Origin of the sequence: Methylobacterium sp. BTF04, assembly GCF_010692745.1 — a bacterium.
In the GTDB taxonomy this organism is placed as follows: Bacteria; Pseudomonadota; Alphaproteobacteria; order Rhizobiales; family Beijerinckiaceae; genus Methylobacterium.
Map to the genome: position 1 here is coordinate 71,476 of NZ_JAAHTB010000018.1, position 18,884 is coordinate 90,359.

An 18,884-nucleotide genomic window follows, 5' to 3' on the forward strand; every position below is an offset into this window, starting at 1 on the left:
CGGAGCGGGCGGGAGAGGGGCCGGCTCAGGTCTCTTCGGAGAGAGCGGCGCTCCCCTCTCCCGACCTTCGCCGACGCGAAGCCCACCCTCCCCCGCGGAGGGGGGAGGGACCGCGGACGAGCTACAAAGCCTTCAGCCAGTCCAGCGCCCCCGCCGCGTCCGCCACGCTCGCCACGGCGGGCTTGGCCGGCCGGCGCACCATCACCACCGGCAGGGCGAGCGCCCGCGCCGCCGCGATCTTGCCGTAGGTCGCGGCCCCGCCGGAATTCTTGCTGACCAGCACCGCGATGCCGCGCTCGGCCAGGAAGGCCGTCTCGGCCTGGACGTCGAAGGGCCCGCGCGCCGCGATGGTGGTGAGGCGCGGCACCGGCAGAGCGTCGCCGATCGGCTCGATGGCCCGCACCACGTAATCGTGCTGCGGCGCCACCGCGAAGGCCCCGACTTCGAGGCGGCCCACGGTGAGGAAGATGCGGCGCGGCGTATCGCCCAGGGCCAGCACGGCGGCGGCCATGTCGGCGGCGTCGATCCAGCGATCGCCCGGCACCGGGTCCCAGGCCGGACGGCGGATGGCGAGCAGCGTCGTGCCGGTGGCCGCGCAGGCCTGCGCCGCGTTGGCGCTGATCCGGGCGGCGAACGGATGGGTCGCGTCGATCACGCACCCGATGCGATGCTCGACGATCCAGGCGCCGAGACCCTCCGCACCGCCGAAGCCGCCGCTGCGGGTCGGCACCGGCTCGGCCTTCGGCGCCGAGGTCCGGCCAGCGAGCGAAAGCGTGGCGTCGAGGCCGGGGGGCAGGCCCCGCACCAGGGCGCTCGCCTCTCCGGTGCCGCCGAGGATCAGGATACGCATGAGCGCCTTGTCCATGAGCGATGATCCCCTGTCGAGCACGCCGTGGCTGACTCTCGTCGGGATCGGCGAGGATGGGCGAGCCGGCTTGAGCCCGGCGGCGCAGAACGCCCTCGACACGGCGACCCTGGTCTATGGCGGACGACGCCACCTCGCATTGGCCGCCCCGCTCGCCGCCGAGACGCGATCCTGGCCGAGCCCGATCGCAAACGCCTATCCCGACATCCTCGCGCGGCGCGGTCTGCCGACCTGCATCCTCGCCACCGGCGACCCGTTCCATTACGGCATCGGCGCCGAGATCGCCCGGCTGGTCCCGGCGGCCGAAATGCGGGTGTTTTCGCAACCCTCCGCCTTCAGCCTCGCCTCCGCCCGCCTCGGCTGGCCGCTCGCCGAGACCGCATGCCTGACCCTGCACGGCCGCGCACTGACCCGCATCGTACCGCATCTCCAACCCGGCGCCCGTCTGCTCGTGCTGAGCTGGGACGAGACCACGCCGTACACCGTCGCCGCACTGATGCGCGCGCGCGGCTTCGGCGCCTCGGACCTCACCGTGCTGGAGGCCATGGGCGGCCCGCGCGAGCGGCGGCGCAGCTGTCCGGCCGACGGATTCGACATCGCCGATATCGATCCGCTCAACACCCTGGCCATCGTCGTCATGGCGGCCCCCGACGCGCAGGTGGTGACGCTGGCGCCGGGCCTCGACGATGCGTGGTTCGAAAATGATGGCCAGCTCACCAAGTCGGACATCCGCGCGGTGACGTTGGCGGCCCTGCGCCCTCGCGCCGGGCAGCTTTTGTGGGATATCGGCGCCGGGGCCGGCTCGATCTCCATCGAATGGATGCTGCGCCACCCTAGCATGGGCGCCATCGCGGTGGAGGCGAACCCGGACCGCGCCGCGCGCATCGCCCGCAACGCGAGCCGCCTCGGCGTTCCCGACCTCAGGGTGGTCGAGGGGCCGGCCCCGGCATCCCTCGACGGATTGGCGCCGCCGGACGCGCTCTTCATCGGCGGCGGCATCTCGGTGCCGGGCCTGCTCGTCCGAGCGATGGGAGCGTTGCGCCCCGGTGGCCGGCTGGTCTCGAACGTGGTGACCCTGGAGGGCGAAGCCGTCCTGCTCGCCGCTTTCGCCCGGCATGGCGGCAGCCTCAAACGGCTTTCGGTGGCCCGCGCCGACCCGGTCGGGCACCTCCACGGCTGGCGCACCGCGATGCCGGTGACGCAATGGGCCTGGGTCAAGCCGTGACGATGGCGCGAGACTGCGTCGCCGGCCTCGGCTTCCGTCACGCCACGCCCACGGACGAGATCGTCGGGCTGATTCATCAGGCGCTCGCGGCGTGCGGCCTCGATCCCGGCCGGCTCGGTCGCCTCGCCACCGCCGCCGACCGGGCCGAGGAACCGGCGATCCGCGCCGTCGCGGCGGTTTTCGCGGTGCCGCTGGTCGCGGTACCGTCCGATGCGCTGATCGCGGTCGACGATCTCGTGGTGACCCGCTCGGGGCGGATCGCGGCGAGCCGCGGGATCGGTTCCGTGGCGGAGGCCGCGGCGCTGGCGGTGGCGGGGCCGCAGGCGACCCTGCTCCTTCCGCGAATCGCGAGTGGCGGGGCGACATGCGCCCTTGCGCTCGGCCCACAATCCGTCACTCAGGCGACATGACCGTCCATTTCATCGGTGCCGGCCCCGGTGCCGCCGACCTCATCACCGTGCGCGGCCGCGATCTCATCGCCCGCTGCCCCGTCTGCCTGCATGCCGGCTCCCTGGTTGCGCCCGAGATCCTGGGCTGGTGTCCGCCGGGTGCGCGCATCGTCGATACCGCTCCCCTCGACCTCGACGCCATCGTGGCCGAATGCGCCGCCGCACAGGCCGCCGGCCAGGACGTGGCGCGCCTGCATTCGGGCGATCTGTCGATCTGGAGCGCGCTCGCCGAACAGACCCGCCGCCTCGAACAGGCCGGTATTTCCTACACGGTGACGCCGGGGGTGCCCGCCTTCGCCGCCGCCGCGGCCGTGCTCGGGCGCGAACTGACCGTGCCGGGGCTGGCCCAATCCGTCATCCTCACCCGGACCTCGGGCCGGGCGAGCGCCATGCCGGAGCGCGAGACCCTCGCGGCTTTCGCCGCCACCGGCGCGACCCTGGCGCTGCACCTCTCGATCCACGTGATCGGCACCGTGGTCGACGAACTCACCCCGTTCTACGGGGCGACCTGCCCGGCCGCCGTGGTGTTCCGGGCCACTTGGCCCGACGAGCAGGTCCTGACCGGGACGTTGGCGACGATCCGCGCCAGCGTCGAGGCGGCCGCCCTGGAGCGCACGGCGCTGATCCTGGTCGGCCCGGCCCTGGCGCCGCGGGATTTTCGCGAGAGCGCGCTGTATTCGCCCGATTACGATCGGCGCTTCCGCCCCAATGCCAACACGATCGCCGGAGACCGGACATGACGCCCGCCCGCGGCCTCCTCGTGGCGGCGCCGAGATCGAGTTCCGGCAAGACCACCGTCACTCTGGCCCTGATGCGCGCGCTCGCCCGGCGCGGGATCGCGGTCCGCGGCGCCAAATGCGGGCCGGACTACATCGATCCGGCCTTCCATCAGGCGGCGACGGGGTATCCGAGCTTCAACCTCGACAGTTTCGCGATGCCCGAGGCGATGCTCGATTCCGTGGCCGCATTGGCGGCGGAGGGCGCCGACCTCGTCGTGGCCGAGGGCTCCATGGGCCTGTTCGACGGCATCGTCGCCGGCGCCGGCCGCACGGGGGCCAATGCCGATATCGCCGCCCGTTACGATTGGCCCATACTCCTCGTCCTGGACGTCTCCGGCGCAGCGCAATCGGCCGCCGCCGTGGCGCTGGGGTGCAAGCTCTACGATGCCCGCATCCGCATCGCGGGCGTGGTGCTCAACAAGGTCGCGAGCCCGCGCCATCGCCGCCTGGTGGAAGCGGGCTTGGCCCAGGTCGGGTTGCCGGTCTTCGGCGCGCTGATGCGGGATACCACCCTGGTCCTGCCCGAGCGCCATCTCGGCCTCGTCCAGGCGCGCGAGACAAACGACCTCGACGCGCGGCTCGACCGGCTGGCCGATCTGGCCGAGGCGGGGCTCGACCTCGACGCGATCCTTGCCGCGGCGGGCGGCCGATCCCCGGTGGCGGGTCCGAGCGCCCTGCCCCGGCCGCCCGGGCAGCGCATCGCAGTGGCCTCCGACGCGGCGTTCTCGTTCCTGTATCCGCATATGGAAGCGGGCTGGCGCGCCCAGGGCGCCGAACTCGTGGCGTTCTCGCCGCTCGCCGACGAGGCGCCCCCCGCCGATTGCGATGCCTGCTGGCTGCCCGGGGGCTATCCCGAATTGCACGCCGATCGCATCGGGACCGCCCGACGCTTTCTCGACGGGCTACGGGCCTTCGGCGCGGAAAAGCCGATCCACGGAGAGTGCGGCGGCTACATGGTGCTCGGGGACAGCCTCGAGGATGCCGCCGGAACCACCCACGCCATGGCTGGCCTTCTGCCGGTGGCGACCTCGTACAAGACCCGCCGCCTGCATCTCGGCTACCGGGTGGCGACGCTACTGGCGGACGGCGCCCTCGGGGCCGCCGGCGCACGCCTCGTCGGGCACGAATTCCACTATGCGAGCGAGCGTACGCCGGCCCCCGACGACGCGACGGCACTCGCCCGCGTCACCGATGCGGAGGGCGTGCCCCAAGGGCTCGCCGGTCATCGCCGGGGCCGTGTGACCGGAAGCTTCTTCCATCTGATCGGGTAGAGCGTCTGAGCGGCGGGTGGGCCCGGCGCACGCCAAAATACGCGTCTCCTCGCCACCCCGATGCCGGTCCACCTCGGCGGACACGGCTCAGGGCCGGAGCCGGAGGGCTATTCCGCGACGACGGCCACAGCCGGCTCGGCGTGCTTGCCCATCTTGGCCGCGGTGCGGACGATGGCCAGGACGTCACGCCGCAACTGGTCGTCCTCGATGAGCGCGTAGGCCCGGAGCAACTCGATGGCGCCCTGCGCACTCAGGAAGCCGAACACATCGGACTGGGTGCCGCCGGCGTCGTCGTCCTCGAAAAAGGCGGAGACCGGGACTTCGAGAAGTCGGGAGATCTCGCGCAGCCGGCCGGCGCCGACGCGGTTCTGGCCCTTCTCGTATTTCTGGACCTGCTGAAAGGTCACGCCGACGGCAGTGCCGAGGGCGGTCTGGCTCAGGCCGCGCGCTTTGCGCAAAGCCGTGATCCGCAACCCGACGAGGCGGTCAACGTCGGTGGTTTGCTTGGGCATCATGTCTCGATCCAGTCCTTATCGAAGAGTCGCGCCCCTGCCCGGACCAGCCACCGGGGCGCTTCGAAACGTTCGCTATCGTACAAAGTCATAGCGACGGGTGGAAAAGCTGAAAAAGCTCGACCGACGCCAATCCTAAGTCAGTCACTCCGTGACGAACAGATCAAGCGTGTACGAAAGTGCGTACTCACTAGTATTTTACTCCCGAGCCGCTTGAGGCCCTGACCGTTGTGACAGATTGACCACAAAGCAAACACGAAATGCAAGCCTGCGATTGTATCTGAAAGGTAAAACCCGCACCGAACGAAATCGGTCATGTCGGAGACGCGTATCACAAGTGCGGTAGCGCGACACGGGGACGGAGCATCGGCGCTCCAAAACGCGCTTTCCGGGGGCAGCGGCGATCGGAGGAATTCCGATCGGCACGCAACCTGTCTAAGGTGCGCACCGGAGCACTCCGAAGTCGAGAAAGCGAAGGCACATCATGTATATCGCGATGAATCGGTTCCAGGTGGTCAAGGACTCCGCACAAGACTTCGAACAGGTCTGGCTTGGCCGTGACAGCCACTTAGGCGAGATGCCAGGCTTCGTCGAGTTCCATCTGCTGCGTGGGCCCGAGCACGAAGACTACGTATTGTACGCATCGCATACCATCTGGTCCTCGAAAGCTGACTTCGAGGCTTGGACCCGCTCCGAACAATTTCGAAAGGCTCATGGTCGGGTGCCGACGACGAAGCCGCTCTACCTCGGCCATCCGCAATTCGAAGGCTTCGAGACCATTCAGACGGTGGCCCGTCCGGCTTCGGAAGCCGCGGCCTGATTCGCGACTTGCGCCAGACCTGAACGCCGGCCTCCGATCGGGGGCCGGCACGCGCGTTCGTGAACGCATCCCGCGACCAATCCGTTAGCGGCGCAGACGCGGCAGGAACGCTGCCGCCAGGCCGATCAGCGGCAGGTAGGAACAGAGCGTGTAGACGGAGGTGATGCCGCGGTGGTCGGCGAGTTCTCCGAGGATCGCGGCTCCGAGCCCGCCCATCCCGAAGGCGAAGCCGAAGAACAGGCCGCCCACGAGGCCGATCCGCCCCGGAAGGAGTTCCTGCGCATAGACCAGGATGGCGGGCATCGCCGAGGCGAGGATCATCCCGATCGGAACCGTCAGGAGCACCGTCCAGAGCAGGCCGACATGCGGCAGGGCGAGGGTGAACGGCAGGACGCCGAGGATCGAGCCCCAGATCACGGGTTTGCGCCCGAACCTGTCGCCGATCGGGCCGCCGAGGATGGTTCCAGCCGCCGCCGCCCCGAGGAAGACGAAAAGGTAGATCTGCGACTGGGCCACCGACACGCCGAAGCGCTGGATCAGATAGAAGGTGTAGTAGGACGAAAAACTCGCCATGTAGAAGTACTTGGAGAAGATCAGCGTGAGCAGGATCGCGACCGTCACGCTGACCCGGGCGCGCGACAGCGGCGCCTCGGCACCCGTCGTCGTCCTGGGGGCGGGCCGGACGGACGTCGCCAGCCGGTCGCGGTACCAGCGACCGACGAGGCTGAGCACGCAGATGCCGGCGAGGGCGACGAGGGAGAACCACGCCACGCTCGACTGGCCGTGCGGCACGACGACGAAGGCGGCCAGGAGCGGCCCGAGCGCCGTGCCGGCATTGCCGCCGACCTGGAACACCGACTGAGCGAATCCGTAGCGTCCGCCGGAGGCGAGGCGCGCCACCCGTGACGATTCCGGATGGAACACCGCGGACCCGAGGCCGACGAGGCCGGCCGCGAGCAGCAGCACGCCGAAGCTCCACGCCATCGACAGCAAAACGAGGCCGACAAGGGAAGATGCCATGCCGAGCGCCAGCGAGAACGGCATCGGCCGCCGGTCCGTGTAAAGCCCGACCAGGGGCTGCAACACCGAGGCGGTCACTTGGAACACGAGGGTGATGAGCCCGATCTGGCCGAAATCGAGCTGGAACGTGGTCTTCAGCAGCGGATAGATCGCGGGCAGCAGCGACTAGACGAGATCGTTGAGCAGGTGCGAGAGGCTGAGGGCGCCCAGGATCGCGAAAGCCGGGCCGGTGGCCGCGATCGGCCGCGTCTGCATCGTGCCATCGGCAACCTGGTTCGATGTCCCTGCCATGGTCGGTCCCGTTGAGGCCGGTTCGGAGGTCGTCCTTCCCGAAGCCCGGTGCGGCTGGACTTACGTCACGCGCGCCCTGCTTCGCAAACCTCTGCCGCAGGCGGAGCGAGGCTCCGACACTCACGAAGCTGTGGGTCTGGAGCGCGCGCGATTAACCATGCGTTGCCGTCGCCGCAGCGGAAGCGTAGGTGACGCGAGCGGAGATGCGGGCTGAGCTGATTCTATAACGAGCTCGTCTGCGCGCGTCCGATGTCGTGCGCGTACCTCAACTAGACTCATGAAATCGTGAAATCCCACGCGTGTGAAACGTCGGTGCCGGTCGCGACGTAGGGATCCCTGTGACGGCGGTCGAGGTCCGAGGTTTGCGCCTTGGTCTCCAGAAACCGAGATCGAACCCGAAAACGGCTCGATTTGGGACACTTTCCGCCTCACGACGGGACATGGCGCTGCAGATGTTTCACGAACCGATCCCCGAGGTCTTTCAGAGCCTGCCCGCTACCCCGGGTCGGCGCCGCGATGTCTGGGCCGCTCTCCTGCCGCGTCGGCGCCGGGCGGCGTTTCGCTTCGGAATCTCCGCGGCGGTGGCGGTTGCCGATGTCCTGACCATTCTCGGCACCGCCGCGCTGATCGAGGCGGCCTATTACTACGTTGTACTCGGCGCGCTCCCCGAGGTCGGCTCCACCGGAAGCTTCGAGATCTCCGTTCTCGTGGCACTCTTCGTGGTGCTCACCAACATCGTGCGCGAGGAATACAGCATCGAGACGCAGCTCTCGCACGGGCCGCACCTGCGACGCACCGCGACCCTGTGGCTGATGGCCTGGGCTCTCGTCCTCGTCGTCGGCTTCGCCACGAAGACCACGAACGACGTTTCGCGCATCGTCTCGCTCGGGTTCTTCTTCGCCGGGCTGCCGGCGGTGGTGCTGGTGCGCTTCGCCATGGTGGGCGTGGTGCGCGGTGCGATCACGCCGAACTCGGCCTCGATCAATCGCATCCATCTCGTCGGGTACGAGGAGGACATCGCGCGCTTCTACGCCAACAACGACACCGAGGCGCTGGGCCTGCGCGTGATCGGGACCAGCTACCTGCGCAGCATCGATCCGATGGGCGACGCCCTGTCCCGCCGCAGTCAGATGTCGGAAGACCTCGATCTCGCGGTCTCGGTGGTGCGCTTCCTGCGCCCGGACGACGTGTTCATCCTGGTTCCGTGGTCGGATTCCGCCGATATCGAGCGCTGCATCGATGCATTCCTGCGCGTACCCGCCGCCCTGCACCTGCGCCCCGGCTCGGTGATGGATCGTTTCCCCGATCTCAAGGTCGCCCGCGTCGGCCGCCTGTCCGGCATCAATATCGGACGCCGGCCGCTGAGCACCGGCGAGCTCCTGATGAAGCGCGCCCTCGACCTGACCCTGGCGCTCGTCGCCCTCGTGCTGCTGGCGCCGCTCTTCGCCGCGGTCGCGGCGCTGATCAAGTTCGACAGCCCGGGGCCGGTGTTCTTTCGGCAGAAGCGCTACGGCTTCAACCAGCAGCCCTTCGGCGTGTACAAGTTCCGCAGCATGAAGACCGAGCGCGACGCGGTGTTCAAGCAGGCCGCCCGCAACGACAGTCGCATCACGCCGATCGGGGCGATCCTGCGCCGCTCGAACATCGACGAATTGCCCCAGCTCATCAACGTGCTGCGCGGTGAGATGTCCCTGGTCGGCCCCCGGCCGCACGCGCTGGCGCATGATCGCAGCTTCGAGAACCGCATCGCCCTCTACGCCCGCCGCCACAACGTCATGCCGGGCATCACAGGCTGGGCCCAGGTCAACGGCCTGCGCGGCGAGACGCTCACCGACCTCGACATGGAGCGGCGCGTCCAGCACGACCTGCACTACATCGACAAATGGTCGATCTGGCTCGACATCCGGATCATGTTCATGACCGTGTTCTCGCCCCGCGCCTACAAGAACGCGTTTTGAACCCGGTCGGGTCGTGACCATTCGGCCGGCAGGCTAGAGCCGACCGAGCGTCTCTTCCACCAGGCGTGGGTTTCGTTCGATGAGCGCGAGAAGCACACGAGCGGCGCCCTTCGGCTGGCGTCGCCGATGCTCCCATTGCCGAAGCGTCGCAACCGGCACGCCGATGCTGGCGGCGAAGGCCGGCTGGGTCTTCCCCGTGCGCTTGCGAATTCCGGCCACGTCGACGGAATCGGGCACATGGACGATGACCCCGGAATCCGCCTCCCCTCTGGCATGGGCGATGGCTTGTCCGAGCCCGGCGACAAGATCGCCGAAGACGTCATCCGTCACGTCCGCCATGCCTTTCACCCTTCCTTGAGCGTCTTGCTCCACCATGCTTTCAGGTCCTTGGTCAGCCCGTGCATGACCTTGATCTGCGCATCCGTGAAATTCGCCTGTTGCCCCTTCGACAGGATCGAAAGCAGATAGGTGGGAACGTCCGGTCCGAAATACGCGACCATGATCCGGTATCCGCCCGACCCGCCGTATCTCACCTTGCGGACACCGCCGGAGCCGCGCACCAGATCTCCGGCACCCGGATTGCCGGCCACTTGATCGACGATGCCGATGCGCTCCTGCGCCGTCAGCCCCAGCGTGTCGCAGCGGGTGACATAGACTCCGGTCTCGACCACCGTCTGAAGTGGCTTTGCCATCGCGACCTATACGTCAACGACGCAGGCGAGCCAAGGCCAGTGCCGGCAGCCATCGGCGAGCCGCGCGTTCACCTCACGCCTCGGCCGAGCGGCCGAGGCAAGCCCCGCACTCACCCTCGACCTCGAGGATCCGGCTCGTCGGCTTGAAGCCGGCTTTTGCCAGGGTGCGGCCGAGCTGATGCTCGATCTCCGGCGAGGTGGTCTCGTCGATGGTGCCGCAGTTGCGGCAGATCAGGAAGACGAGGCCGGCGCCGTCGGTATGCGAATGGCCGCACGAGACGAAGGCGTTGCGGCTGGCGATGCGATGGACGAGGCCGTTCTCGGTGAGGAAGTCGAGGGCCCGGTAGACCGACACCGCCGCCACCCGCCGGCCCGGCGCGCTCAGGCGTTCGGCGATGTCGTAGGCGCCGAGGGGCTTGGTCTGGCCCGCCACCGCGACCAGCACGTCCCGGCGCAGGCGGGTGAACTGGAGGTCGCGCTCCCGGCAGATGCGCTCGGCGCGGCTGATCGCGCCATCCGCGTCGCCGCAGCATCCGGCCGCATCATGCGTCTCCGCATGGTCGTGCATGGTGAGCCTCGCGAACCCGGGCGATTGAACTCGCCGAGTGTTACAGTGTATCACCCGCGAACATAAGCCGGCGCTCCCGTTCGGGCAAATGATCCATCCGTGACCCGACCCCACCGGCCCCCCGCTCCCGTCCGTAGCTCCCTGTTTCAGGCCAGCGCGCGCGTGCGCTTCATCGTTGCGCTCATCCTGGCACTCCTGCTCTGGGGCGCCATCCTCTGGGCCGCCCGATGACCGCCGATACCTCGATCACCCTGCGCGGTCTGACCCTCGGCTACGACCGCCATCCGGCCGTGCACCACCTCGACGGCACGATCCCTGGCGGGGCGCTGCTCGCCCTCGTCGGCCCCAACGGGGCAGGCAAGTCGACGCTGCTGAAAGGCATCGTCGGCGAGATTCCCTGCCTCGATGGACGGATCGACCGGCCGGCTCTCAAGGATGCCATCGCGTATCTGCCCCAGGCCGGCGAGATCGACCGGAGCTTTCCGTTGAGCGTCCTCGACCTCGTCGCCATGGGTCTTTGGCGAAGGCTCGGCCCGTGGCGCAGTGCCAGACCGCATCGGGCGACGCTGCTGGCGGCGCTGGCGAATGTCGGCCTCGACGGCTTCGCCGACCGGCTCATCGGCACGCTCTCGGGCGGCCAGTTCCAGCGGGCCCTGTTCGCCCGCCTGATCGTGCAGGATGCCCGCGTGCTGCTCCTCGACGAGCCCTTCACCGGGATCGACGGGCGCACCACCGCCGACCTCCTCGGGCTGATCCGGGATTGGCACCGCCAGGGACGCACCATCGTGGCGGCCCTGCACGACCTCGCGCAGGTGCGCGGCCACTTCTCCCACACCCTGCTCCTCGCCCGCGAGCCGGTGGCCTGGGGGCCGACCGACGCGGTGCTGACGCCCCACAACCTGGCGCGGGCGCAAGCCCTGTCGGAAGCCTGGGACGAGGATGCGGCCGTGTGCGGGCGCGGGGCCACCGGCCCCGGAGCCGAGCACGCCCATGGCAACCCGCACGAACACTCTTCGCATACCCACTCTTCGCACGACCATTCTTCGCACGATCACCCCCACGACCACGGGCACGCCGCTTGATCGACCTCCTGTTCGGCCCGTTCCTCGAATTCGGCTTCATGCGGCGAGCGCTGGTCGGCTGCCTCGCGCTGTCGCTGTCGGCGCCGCCCGTCGGCGTGTTCCTGATGCTGCGCCGCATGAGCCTGATGAGCGACGCCATGAGCCACGCGATCCTGCCCGGCGCCGCGGTGGGTTTCCTGGTCGCCGGCCTGTCACTGCCGGCGATGACGCTGGGCGGCCTTGTGGCCGGTCTGGCGGTGGCGTTGCTCGCGGGCTTCGTCACCCGGTCCACCGCGATCAAGGAGGATGCGAGTCTGGCCGCCTTCTATCTGATCTCGCTCGCCGGCGGCGTTCTGCTGGTGTCGCTGCGCGGCTCGCAGATCGACCTCCTGCACATCCTGTTCGGCACGGTGCTGGCGCTCGACGATCCGGCCCTGTGGCTGCTCGGCGGCATCAGCACCGTCACGCTGTTCGGACTGGCGGCGATCTACCGGCCGCTGGTGATGGAATGCGTCGATCCGCTGTTCCTGCGCACCGTGAGCCGGGCCGGCGGCCCGGTGCATTACGCCTTCCTCGGGCTCGTGGTCATGAACCTCGTCGGCGGCTTCCAGGCACTCGGCACCCTGCTGGCGGTGGGCCTGATGCTGCTGCCCGCGATCGCGGCCCGGTTCTGGGCGGCGGACCTGTCGGGCATGATCCCGGTGTCGATGCTGATCGCGATGCTGTCGAGCGTGATCGGGCTCAGCGTCTCGTACCATGCCGATCTGCCTACCGGACCGGCCATCGTGCTCGCCGCCGGTGCGCTCTACCTCGCCTCGATCCTGGTGGGACCACGCGGCGGCCTCATCCGGCGGTTGTTCCGCGCCCGTCACCTCGAAGCCTGAAGCGCCCCAGGAGGCGCCTCGGTTTCAGTGGTGGAACAGGCTGATGATGCCCGAGACGATGGCATAGACGAAGCCGGCATTGAGCAGCACGCCCACGGCCCCGACGGCGAGGCCGACGATCACGACGACGCCGTCGCGCTCGACCAGGCCGAGGCCGACCAGGCAGATCGCCAGCCCGAGCGGGATCTGGCCCACCAGCGGCGCGGCAACGATCAGGGCCAGCGACAGCGCCAGCAGCAGCAGGCCGACGCCGCGCATGCCGATGGCGGTCTCGAACAGGCTCATGCGCGGTCGCGACCAGTTCTCGAGCCGCCGCAGCAGCGGCACGGCCCGCTTAGCGGCCCGCTCGACGTCCTTACGGGCGACAGACCGGCGCAGCAAGGCGCTCGGGAGCCACGGCGAGGCCATGCCGACGGTGATCTGGAGCGCCACCAGCAGAAGCAGCAATCCGCAGACCAGCGGGATCGGCGGCGGCATCGGCAGGCAGTTGGGCAAGCCGAGGATGACGATGAGGAGCGCGAACGCGCGATCCTTCAGCACGGCGACGATGTCGCCGACGGTCAGTCGGTCTCCCTCCTGTGCGGCGAGCACGGTGAGAACCTCGGAAGTTCTGGCGCTGGGTGACAAGAATGCTCGGCCATTGGCGACTGTCCTGGCGCGGGCTGTAACCCAGTCGCGGTCCGGCGCCAAGCGCCGCACCGCCGCGTCGGCCACACACCGACGCGGCTCGTTCGACGGAGACGCGAATCCGTACCGCCAACCCAAGGTTGAAAACGGTCGGCCAATTAATCTGAAGTCACGCTTCGATCGTAACTCGGCAAGCGAGTATCGAAATTCAGTATGGCATGACGCGATATCCACACTATCCACGGCTGTTTTGATAAAATCGAATGCAACCCACTATCTGATCGGTATTGTCATGCCCCGCATGGGGCGGTCATCTGATGACCCGGGCAGGATACGGGCACACGCATCGGTTGACATTGCCGCGGGCCGTTGCCTGGACGGCGATCTTCGTATGTCTCTGGAGCGACCCGTTGAGGGCGGAGACGAACCCGGCCTCGCTGCTGCTGTTCGGCAGCCTCGAAGCGAGTCCGTCCGTCTTCGCCACCACCGGCGCCAAACTGGCCCTGGACCGGCTCGACCGCGAGGGGTTCGTCGCCTTGGCCAGCATCGGCGCCGGCCGGCGTACGGAGCCGGCGCTGGTCCGCCAGACGATCGGCTTTGCGGCGGTGTTCGGCTATCAATGGGTCCGCGATTGGGGCGTCGCCGCCGCCTATGTCGGGCCTGAAGGATCGGTGGAGGTCCTGTCCGGCGCCGCCGGCTCAGGGATTCTGCCCGCCCGCCTCGGCCTGCGCCTGCACGGAGAGGTCTGGGCTCGCCCGAGCGAAGGCACGCTGCTGACCGCCACCCTGATTCTCGGCTCGGCCCGGACCAGCGCCTGGAGCCGGATATCCTGGGGCACGCAGCTCTGGGGCGCCTATCTCGGGCCGGAAGCGACGCTCTACGGCGACCACACCGGCTACGCGAAATGGAGCGTCGGCCTTCACGCCACCGACTTCAAGATCGGCCGGTTCAGTTTCCGCGCCTCGGCCGGATATCAGAGGACCACCGAGGCGCGGAGCGGAAGCCCCTACGTGGCGTTCGACGTCTGGACGCCGTGGTGACGGTGCTCAGGCCTCAGGTCGTCGGACTTGCCCGGGCGATCACGCCGACGCCTTTCGACGCCGACGGCTTGGAGTGGCAGGATCGGGCATCCGATGGCCGCCCTCCCCGGCCTCGGGGCTCATTGCGGGTCCATCGAGAAAACGCGCGGCATCCGCGACGATCTCGGCCCGGCGCGCATCGTCCATGCGCGCCAGTGTGCGGTAGGGCATCGCCATGCGCGGGTTCGGCTCCAGCCGTTCGGCGTGTTCGATGAGAAAATTCCAGTAGAGGTAGTTGAACGGGCATGCCGTCTCCCCGGCCTTGGCGGTGACGTCGTAGGCGCAGGCCCCGCAATAATCCGACATCCGGTTGATGTAGGCGCCCGACGCCGCATAGGGCTTCGAGCCCATCACGCCGCCATCGGCCCACAGGACCATGCCGTGGACGTTGGGCAACTCGACCCATTCGTAGGCGTCGGCATAGACGACGAGGTACCATTCCTCCACCTGTGCCGGATCGAGCCCCGCCAGCAGGGCGAAATTGCCGGTCACCATCAGGCGCTGGATATGATGGGCATAGGCGTGGGCCCTGGTCTCGCCGATGCACTGCGCGAGGCAGTTCAGCTTCGTCTCTCCGGACCAGTAGAACCACGGCAGCGGGCGCTTCGCGTCCAGCGCATTGGTCTCGGCATAGGCCGGCATCCGCGCCCAGTAGAGCCCGCGGACGTATTCGCGCCAGCCGAGAATCTGGCGAATGAAGCCCTCGACGCAGTGGAGCGGCGCGGCACCATCGTGATAGGCGCGCTCGGCGGCGCGGCAGACCTCTTCGGCGGTGAGCAGACCGGCATTCAAGGCCGGCGAAATCAGCGCATGGTAGAGAAACGGCGCGCCGGTCTTCATCGCGTCCTGATAGTCGCCGAAGGTCGGCAGGCAATCGGCGACGAAGTGCTTGAGGGCGCTCAGCGCCTCCACCCGCGTCACCGGCCATCCGAAGCTCTCGGTGTCCCCGAAATGGTCGGGGAATTCCCGCTCAACCAGAGCGATGACCTCTTGCGTGATCGCATCCGGCGGGAAGCCGACACGCTGTGGCGGAACGTGGCCCTTGGGCAGCTTCTTGCGGTTGTCGTGATCGAAGTTCCACTGGCCGCCCACGGGCTCGCCCTTCTCCATCAGGAGGCCGGTGCGCTTGCGCATGCCGCGATAGAACGTCTCCATTCGCAGGGAATGGCGGCCCTCGGCCCAAGTGGCGAAGTCGCGGCGCGGGCACAGGAAGCGGTTGTCGTCGCGGATCTCCAGCGGCACCGGCACGGCGTCGCGCCAGCCCTGCATCATCTCCCAGACCCGCCACTCGCCGGGCTCGGTGACGACGATGCGGGCCGGGTCGTGCCGGGCGATGGCCCGCTCCAGTTCGCCGGTGAACGAGCCGGTGTTGCCCGGCGCATCGAGGCGAACGTAGTCGACCGCGACACCCTCGGCCTCGAGCTCGGCCGCGAAGTGCCGCATGGCCGAGAACAGGAAGGCGATCTTCTGCTTGTGATGGCGGACATAGGTCGCCTCCGCCCGGACCTCGACGAGGAGGACGACGTCGTGGTCCGGGTCGAGATCGGTCAGGGAGGAGACCCGACGGTGGAGCTGGTCGCCCAGCACGAAGCGCAGGGTCCGCATGCGCTCAGCCCTTGGTGCGCAACGAAGACCGGCCGCCGTCGACGCCGATCACCTGACCGGTGATCCAGCCCGCCTCCTGCGAGACCAGGAATGCGGCGAGCCCCCCGACATCCTCGGGCGTGCCGAGGCGCTGGAGCGCATGCATGGCGGCGATCCCCGACGCCAGGGTCTCGTTGCCGGTGATCGCGGCGGCCAGGGGCGTGCGGGTGAGCGACGGAGCCACCACGTTGATCCGCACATGGGGGCTCATCTCGGCGGCGAGCGACAGGGCGAGGCCCTCGACGGCGCCCTTGGCCATCGCCACGGAGGCGTGAGCGGGAAACCCTTGCGCCACCGCAACCGTGGAGAACAGGACGATGCCGGCACCGGCTTGCCCGGCACCGGCCTTGAGCGCGGAGGCCGCCGCCTGCACCGCCAGGAAGGCGCCGAGCGCATTGATGCGGAAATCCGTCTCCACGTCTGCGGCGGTGAGCCGGGCAAGCGGGCGCAGATTGATGGTACCGACCGCATAGACCAGGCCGGACAGGGCTGCGCCGGCCTCGTCGGTGGCACGCTCGAAGAAGGCCGGGTCGGTCACGTCGCCGGCGGTGAAGGTGGTGTCGCCGAGTTCCGTCGCCGCCGCGTCGAGGCGCGCCGAATCGCGGGCGGCGAGATGCAGGGCATGGCCCCGTGCGCGAAGGGCCCGCGCCGTCGCCAACCCGATGCCGCCCGTTCCGCCGTAGAGAAGAACCCGTGCCATACCAACTCCCACTTGCCTGCCCCGGCGTGTCTGCCCGGGCATGTCTGCCCGGGCATGTCTGGCCGGACCTGCCGACACCGAAAAATCGGCTCCCATTCGGTCCGTGATCGATTAGGTAAGGCGCGCAGGGTCGCCGTGGAGCGGTGGCCTCCCGAATTGCCGCAGCCGCGGCGTCGCAGCCCCTGATTCGAGATGCGTCATGAAGTTCGCCTTCGCCGGCATCGATTTCCTCGGTGGTGTGTTCGAGACCCTCGTCGAAGCGGGCTGGACACCGGTGAAGCTGTTCACCCGGCCCTGCGACGGGCTCTACGACCACAACGACGTGGTGGTGGCCCAGGCGCGGCGCCATCGGGTGCCGATGCAGCTCTCGCGGCTCAAGGCCGCCGATCTGGACGCCCTGGCCCAGAGCCATGGCGGCGATTGGGCCCTGGTGGTCGCGGGCTATCCCTGGCTCATCCGGGACTGGCGCGGACGCGCGGCCTACGGCCTGAACTTCCACCCCTCGCCGTTGCCGATGGGTCGCGGACCCTATCCGCTGTTCAAGGCCATCACGGACGCGCACGACACCTGGGGCGTCACCGCCCACGTCCTTGCCGAAGAGGGGTTCGATACCGGGGACATCCTGGCGCAGGAGAACTTCGCGGTGGCACCGGGCGAGACCCACGAAACGCTGCTCGCCAAATGCCAGATGGCGGCCCGCCGCATCGCCTTCGGGGCGATCGCGCGGGATCTTCCGGCCCGCTGGAAGGCCGCCACTCCCCAGGGTGAAGGCTCCTACTGGCCCCGCGTCAGCGATGCCGACCGGACCCTCGATTTCAGGGCCGGGGTCGAGGCGATCCTGCGCCGGGTGCGCGCCTTCGGCACCATCGAGACCATCGCGCGCCTCGGAGACAGCCGCGTCTACGTGGCCGCGGCGGAGGGCTGGCGCGAGGCGCACCGGCATTCGCCCGGCACGGTGGTCCACCGCTACCGCCGCCACATGGTCGTCGCCGCCCGCGACGGCTACATCCAGATCACCCGCTGGAGCCCCATGGCGCTGACGGAAGCCGAGCACCTCGGGCGGTAGCGGGAACCCGAGAATCGGTGGCTCTGGCCGCCTTAGTGGACCAGCGGTGGCGACGCTGCACCGCCGCCGACAGCCCGTCATACGCTTTGCCAGCGGTAGGGATACACACGTCGTACGGTGCCGCTGGTGCGGATTCTCGTAGCGGCGCCTTGGCCCAACGCGTACGATCGACAAGATGTTGGAGCGCGTGAAAACGGCTGCGCGTGAAGCGCCCCCTCTCGGGATCGGTTATTACACCGTTTCCGAAGCGGCGCGGCTCATCCGCATGCCCGCGCGCAACATCAATCGGTGGCTTGGCGGCTACGCTTTCAAGTCCGCGGGCAAGGCCGGGCGAATGCCGCCTCTGTGGACACCTGAGCTGCCGGCGGATGGCGACCACCTCGAGCTTGGGTTCCGCGATTTGATCGAGCTTCGGTTCGTCCAGGCATTCATTGAGAAGGATCTGGATCTGAGGGTCATCCGGAGCTGCATGGAGCATGCGCGGACGTACGTGAGCGATGACCGCCCATTCTCCACGCGGAAGTTCCAGACCGACGGCCGAACCATCTTCCTGGACAGCCTGCGGGCAAGCGGCGAGCGTGAGCTCATAGATCTGCGGAAGGGCCAGTTCGTTTTTCTGGGGGTCGTCGAGCGGACATTCAAGGACCTGGATCTCGATAACGAGGTCGTTGCCCGGTGGCGGCCATTCCGGGGCAAGGACACCATCGTGATCGATCCGCAGCGGTCGTTCGGGCAGCCGATCGCCGCGGAGTTTGGGGTCCCAACGGTTGCCCTGGCCGAGGCCGTGAAGTCGGAGGGGTCAGTGGAACGTGTGGCGCGCCTCTATGAGGTGTCGCCTTCGGTTGTCCGCGATGCCGTTCGCTTCGAAGAGTACCTGCTCGCCGCGTGAAGGTCGTCGTCGACGAGAACCTTCCGCCCGCCCTCGCCCGTGCACTTCACGCCCTGTTCGCCGGCGAGCATGAGATCACCCACATCCGTGACCGCTACGGCGCTGGCGTGACGGACCTCCAGTGGATTCCGGAATTGGGCCAGGAAGGGCGTTGGATCGTCCTTTCGGCCGACAGACGGATCAGGAAGACGAAGGCCGAATTCCAGGCGTTCCGGACGTCCCGCTTGGTTGGCTTCTTTCTGTCGTCGGGGTTGAACAGGGCGCCCTTGGTCAAGAAGGCCGAGCGCATCCTAGCGCTCTGGGGTGACATCGAGACCTTTGGCGAACGCAGCGCGGCGGGGTCGATGTACGAACTGCCGTCGACGAGTAATAGGATTCGGACGCTCTGACATCGCGCTTCGCGCGCGAGACCCGTGGCGGTGACAGTGGGGGACGCCCGAGTTCGCCGATGATCGCATTAGCGGATTGAGAGGACCAACGCCTT

The 18,884-nt window shown here is 68.6% G+C and carries 21 protein-coding genes and 1 pseudogene; 13 read left to right on the plus strand and 9 right to left on the minus strand.

Annotation, left to right across the window (positions count from 1 at the left end):
- Window positions 1-121: 121 nt before the first annotated feature.
- Window positions 122-865, minus strand: a complete 744-nt coding sequence (locus G3T14_RS12915) for a cobalt-precorrin-6A reductase (RefSeq protein ID WP_246733314.1) — start codon at window positions 863-865, stop codon at window positions 122-124.
- On the opposite strand from G3T14_RS12915, the gene cbiE reads away from it, so the two are divergent.
- Genes cbiE through G3T14_RS12935 form a run of 4 tightly spaced genes read left to right on the plus strand, consistent with a single transcriptional unit; the run spans window position 849 to window position 4,589 of the window.
- Entirely contained in the window at window positions 849-2,090 is a 1,242-nt protein-coding gene (gene cbiE, locus G3T14_RS12920) for a precorrin-6y C5,15-methyltransferase (decarboxylating) subunit CbiE (RefSeq protein ID WP_163642955.1), read from the plus strand. The two genes, G3T14_RS12915 and cbiE, sit on opposite strands and share 17 nt — an antisense overlap.
- Complete coding sequence (locus tag G3T14_RS12925; protein WP_163642956.1) at window positions 2,069-2,500, plus strand: cobalamin biosynthesis protein; 432 nt, start codon at window positions 2,069-2,071, stop codon at window positions 2,498-2,500. The genes cbiE and G3T14_RS12925 overlap by 22 nt, the downstream gene beginning before the upstream one ends.
- Entirely contained in the window at window positions 2,497-3,279 is a 783-nt protein-coding gene (gene cobM, locus G3T14_RS12930; RefSeq protein ID WP_163642957.1) for a precorrin-4 C(11)-methyltransferase, read from the plus strand. Before G3T14_RS12925 ends, cobM begins: the two co-directional genes overlap by 4 nt.
- Window positions 3,276-4,589, plus strand: coding sequence for a cobyrinate a,c-diamide synthase (locus G3T14_RS12935; RefSeq protein ID WP_163642958.1), 1,314 nt, complete (start codon window positions 3,276-3,278; stop codon window positions 4,587-4,589). Before cobM ends, G3T14_RS12935 begins: the two co-directional genes overlap by 4 nt.
- A 107-nt stretch (window positions 4,590-4,696) precedes the next feature.
- Here the strand turns inward: G3T14_RS12935 and G3T14_RS12940 are convergent, their stop codons facing one another.
- Window positions 4,697-5,104: a helix-turn-helix transcriptional regulator gene (locus tag G3T14_RS12940; RefSeq protein WP_163642959.1), complete on the minus strand. Its 408-nt coding sequence runs from the start codon at window positions 5,102-5,104 to the stop codon at window positions 4,697-4,699.
- Between the two features lie 481 nt (window positions 5,105-5,585).
- On the opposite strand from G3T14_RS12940, the gene G3T14_RS12945 reads away from it, so the two are divergent.
- Window positions 5,586-5,921, plus strand: a complete 336-nt coding sequence (locus G3T14_RS12945) for an antibiotic biosynthesis monooxygenase (RefSeq protein WP_163642960.1) — start codon at window positions 5,586-5,588, stop codon at window positions 5,919-5,921.
- Window positions 5,922-6,005: 84 nt separating this feature from the next.
- On the opposite strand, the pseudogene G3T14_RS12950 reads toward G3T14_RS12945, so the two are convergent.
- Window positions 6,006-7,196: pseudogene (locus G3T14_RS12950) on the minus strand (MFS transporter).
- A gap of 488 nt (window positions 7,197-7,684) precedes the next feature.
- On the opposite strand from G3T14_RS12950, the gene G3T14_RS12955 reads away from it, so the two are divergent.
- Complete coding sequence (locus tag G3T14_RS12955; protein WP_163642987.1) at window positions 7,685-9,190, plus strand: exopolysaccharide biosynthesis polyprenyl glycosylphosphotransferase; 1,506 nt, start codon at window positions 7,685-7,687, stop codon at window positions 9,188-9,190.
- 33 nt (window positions 9,191-9,223) lie between these two features.
- On the opposite strand, the gene G3T14_RS12960 is transcribed toward G3T14_RS12955, so the two are convergent.
- The 3 genes from G3T14_RS12960 to G3T14_RS12970 form a co-directional block, all read right to left on the minus strand.
- The gene (locus tag G3T14_RS12960) at window positions 9,224-9,529 is read right to left on the minus strand and encodes a transcriptional regulator (protein ID WP_163642961.1); all 306 of its coding nucleotides are present in this window, start codon (window positions 9,527-9,529) and stop codon (window positions 9,224-9,226) included.
- 5 nt (window positions 9,530-9,534) lie between these two features.
- Window positions 9,535-9,882 carry a hypothetical protein gene (locus G3T14_RS12965; protein ID WP_163642962.1) on the minus strand — a complete coding sequence of 116 codons (348 nt, stop codon included), beginning with the start codon at window positions 9,880-9,882 and terminating at the stop codon, window positions 9,535-9,537.
- Window positions 9,883-9,955: 73 nt separating this feature from the next.
- The gene (locus G3T14_RS12970; RefSeq protein WP_163642963.1) at window positions 9,956-10,450 is read right to left on the minus strand and encodes a Fur family transcriptional regulator; all 495 of its coding nucleotides are present in this window, start codon (window positions 10,448-10,450) and stop codon (window positions 9,956-9,958) included.
- A gap of 99 nt (window positions 10,451-10,549) precedes the next feature.
- Between G3T14_RS12970 and G3T14_RS25405 the strand changes: the two genes are divergently transcribed.
- Genes G3T14_RS25405 through G3T14_RS12980 form a run of 3 tightly spaced genes read left to right on the plus strand, consistent with a single transcriptional unit; the run spans window position 10,550 to window position 12,395 of the window.
- Window positions 10,550-10,681: a hypothetical protein gene (locus G3T14_RS25405; protein WP_281409810.1), complete on the plus strand. Its 132-nt coding sequence runs from the start codon at window positions 10,550-10,552 to the stop codon at window positions 10,679-10,681.
- The gene (locus tag G3T14_RS12975) at window positions 10,678-11,532 is read left to right on the plus strand and encodes an ABC transporter ATP-binding protein (RefSeq protein ID WP_163642964.1); all 855 of its coding nucleotides are present in this window, start codon (window positions 10,678-10,680) and stop codon (window positions 11,530-11,532) included. The genes G3T14_RS25405 and G3T14_RS12975 overlap by 4 nt, the downstream gene beginning before the upstream one ends.
- A gap of 38 nt (window positions 11,533-11,570) precedes the next feature.
- Window positions 11,571-12,395, plus strand: coding sequence for a metal ABC transporter permease (locus G3T14_RS12980; RefSeq protein ID WP_163642988.1), 825 nt, complete (start codon window positions 11,571-11,573; stop codon window positions 12,393-12,395).
- A gap of 24 nt (window positions 12,396-12,419) precedes the next feature.
- On the opposite strand, the gene G3T14_RS12985 is transcribed toward G3T14_RS12980, so the two are convergent.
- On the minus strand, window positions 12,420-13,022 hold the full coding sequence (locus tag G3T14_RS12985) for an exopolysaccharide biosynthesis protein (protein WP_204262841.1): 603 nt from the start codon (window positions 13,020-13,022) through the stop codon (window positions 12,420-12,422).
- Between the two features lie 410 nt (window positions 13,023-13,432).
- Here G3T14_RS12985 and bcsS point away from each other — a divergent pair, with 410 nt between their 5' ends.
- Complete coding sequence (gene bcsS, locus G3T14_RS12990; protein WP_246733316.1) at window positions 13,433-14,062, plus strand: cellulose biosynthesis protein BcsS; 630 nt, start codon at window positions 13,433-13,435, stop codon at window positions 14,060-14,062.
- Between the two features lie 39 nt (window positions 14,063-14,101).
- On the opposite strand, the gene G3T14_RS12995 is transcribed toward bcsS, so the two are convergent.
- Both G3T14_RS12995 and G3T14_RS13000 read right to left on the minus strand, forming a co-directional pair.
- The gene (locus G3T14_RS12995) at window positions 14,102-15,706 is read right to left on the minus strand and encodes a cryptochrome/photolyase family protein (RefSeq protein ID WP_163642965.1); all 1,605 of its coding nucleotides are present in this window, start codon (window positions 15,704-15,706) and stop codon (window positions 14,102-14,104) included.
- A 4-nt stretch (window positions 15,707-15,710) separates the two neighbouring features.
- Window positions 15,711-16,445, minus strand: coding sequence for an SDR family oxidoreductase (locus G3T14_RS13000; RefSeq protein WP_163642966.1), 735 nt, complete (start codon window positions 16,443-16,445; stop codon window positions 15,711-15,713).
- A 199-nt stretch (window positions 16,446-16,644) separates the two neighbouring features.
- Between G3T14_RS13000 and G3T14_RS13005 the strand changes: the two genes are divergently transcribed.
- From G3T14_RS13005 to G3T14_RS13015, 3 genes are all read left to right on the plus strand, one after another.
- Complete coding sequence (locus G3T14_RS13005; protein WP_163642967.1) at window positions 16,645-17,511, plus strand: formyltransferase family protein; 867 nt, start codon at window positions 16,645-16,647, stop codon at window positions 17,509-17,511.
- Window positions 17,512-17,686: 175 nt separating this feature from the next.
- Window positions 17,687-18,400 (plus strand): hypothetical protein, encoded by a 714-nt coding sequence (locus G3T14_RS13010; RefSeq protein ID WP_163642968.1) that lies wholly within the window; start codon window positions 17,687-17,689, stop codon window positions 18,398-18,400.
- On the plus strand, window positions 18,397-18,789 hold the full coding sequence (locus G3T14_RS13015) for a hypothetical protein (protein ID WP_163642969.1): 393 nt from the start codon (window positions 18,397-18,399) through the stop codon (window positions 18,787-18,789). Before G3T14_RS13010 ends, G3T14_RS13015 begins: the two co-directional genes overlap by 4 nt.
- Window positions 18,790-18,884: the final 95 nt, after the last annotated feature.

What these genes read in the sequence shown, in the direction of transcription:
- cbiE (WP_163642955.1), top strand. Translation starts at nt 849, where the DNA reads ATGAGCGCCTTGTCCATGAGCGATGATCCCCTGTCGAGCACGCCGTGG.
- G3T14_RS12915 (WP_246733314.1), bottom strand. Translation starts at nt 865, where the DNA reads ATGGACAAGGCGCTCATGCGTATCCTGATCCTCGGCGGCACCGGAGAG.
- G3T14_RS12925 (WP_163642956.1), top strand. Translation starts at nt 2,069, where the DNA reads ATGGGCCTGGGTCAAGCCGTGACGATGGCGCGAGACTGCGTCGCCGGC.
- cobM (WP_163642957.1), top strand. Translation starts at nt 2,497, where the DNA reads ATGACCGTCCATTTCATCGGTGCCGGCCCCGGTGCCGCCGACCTCATC.
- G3T14_RS12935 (WP_163642958.1), top strand. Translation starts at nt 3,276, where the DNA reads ATGACGCCCGCCCGCGGCCTCCTCGTGGCGGCGCCGAGATCGAGTTCC.
- G3T14_RS12940 (WP_163642959.1), bottom strand. Translation starts at nt 5,104, where the DNA reads ATGATGCCCAAGCAAACCACCGACGTTGACCGCCTCGTCGGGTTGCGG.
- G3T14_RS12945 (WP_163642960.1), top strand. Translation starts at nt 5,586, where the DNA reads ATGTATATCGCGATGAATCGGTTCCAGGTGGTCAAGGACTCCGCACAA.
- G3T14_RS12955 (WP_163642987.1), top strand. Translation starts at nt 7,685, where the DNA reads ATGTTTCACGAACCGATCCCCGAGGTCTTTCAGAGCCTGCCCGCTACC.
- G3T14_RS12960 (WP_163642961.1), bottom strand. Translation starts at nt 9,529, where the DNA reads ATGGCGGACGTGACGGATGACGTCTTCGGCGATCTTGTCGCCGGGCTC.
- G3T14_RS12965 (WP_163642962.1), bottom strand. Translation starts at nt 9,882, where the DNA reads ATGGCAAAGCCACTTCAGACGGTGGTCGAGACCGGAGTCTATGTCACC.
- G3T14_RS12970 (WP_163642963.1), bottom strand. Translation starts at nt 10,450, where the DNA reads ATGCACGACCATGCGGAGACGCATGATGCGGCCGGATGCTGCGGCGAC.
- G3T14_RS12975 (WP_163642964.1), top strand. Translation starts at nt 10,678, where the DNA reads ATGACCGCCGATACCTCGATCACCCTGCGCGGTCTGACCCTCGGCTAC.
- G3T14_RS12980 (WP_163642988.1), top strand. Translation starts at nt 11,571, where the DNA reads ATGCGGCGAGCGCTGGTCGGCTGCCTCGCGCTGTCGCTGTCGGCGCCG.
- G3T14_RS12995 (WP_163642965.1), bottom strand. Translation starts at nt 15,706, where the DNA reads ATGCGGACCCTGCGCTTCGTGCTGGGCGACCAGCTCCACCGTCGGGTC.
- G3T14_RS13000 (WP_163642966.1), bottom strand. Translation starts at nt 16,445, where the DNA reads ATGGCACGGGTTCTTCTCTACGGCGGAACGGGCGGCATCGGGTTGGCG.
- G3T14_RS13005 (WP_163642967.1), top strand. Translation starts at nt 16,645, where the DNA reads ATGAAGTTCGCCTTCGCCGGCATCGATTTCCTCGGTGGTGTGTTCGAG.
- G3T14_RS13010 (WP_163642968.1), top strand. Translation starts at nt 17,687, where the DNA reads ATGTTGGAGCGCGTGAAAACGGCTGCGCGTGAAGCGCCCCCTCTCGGG.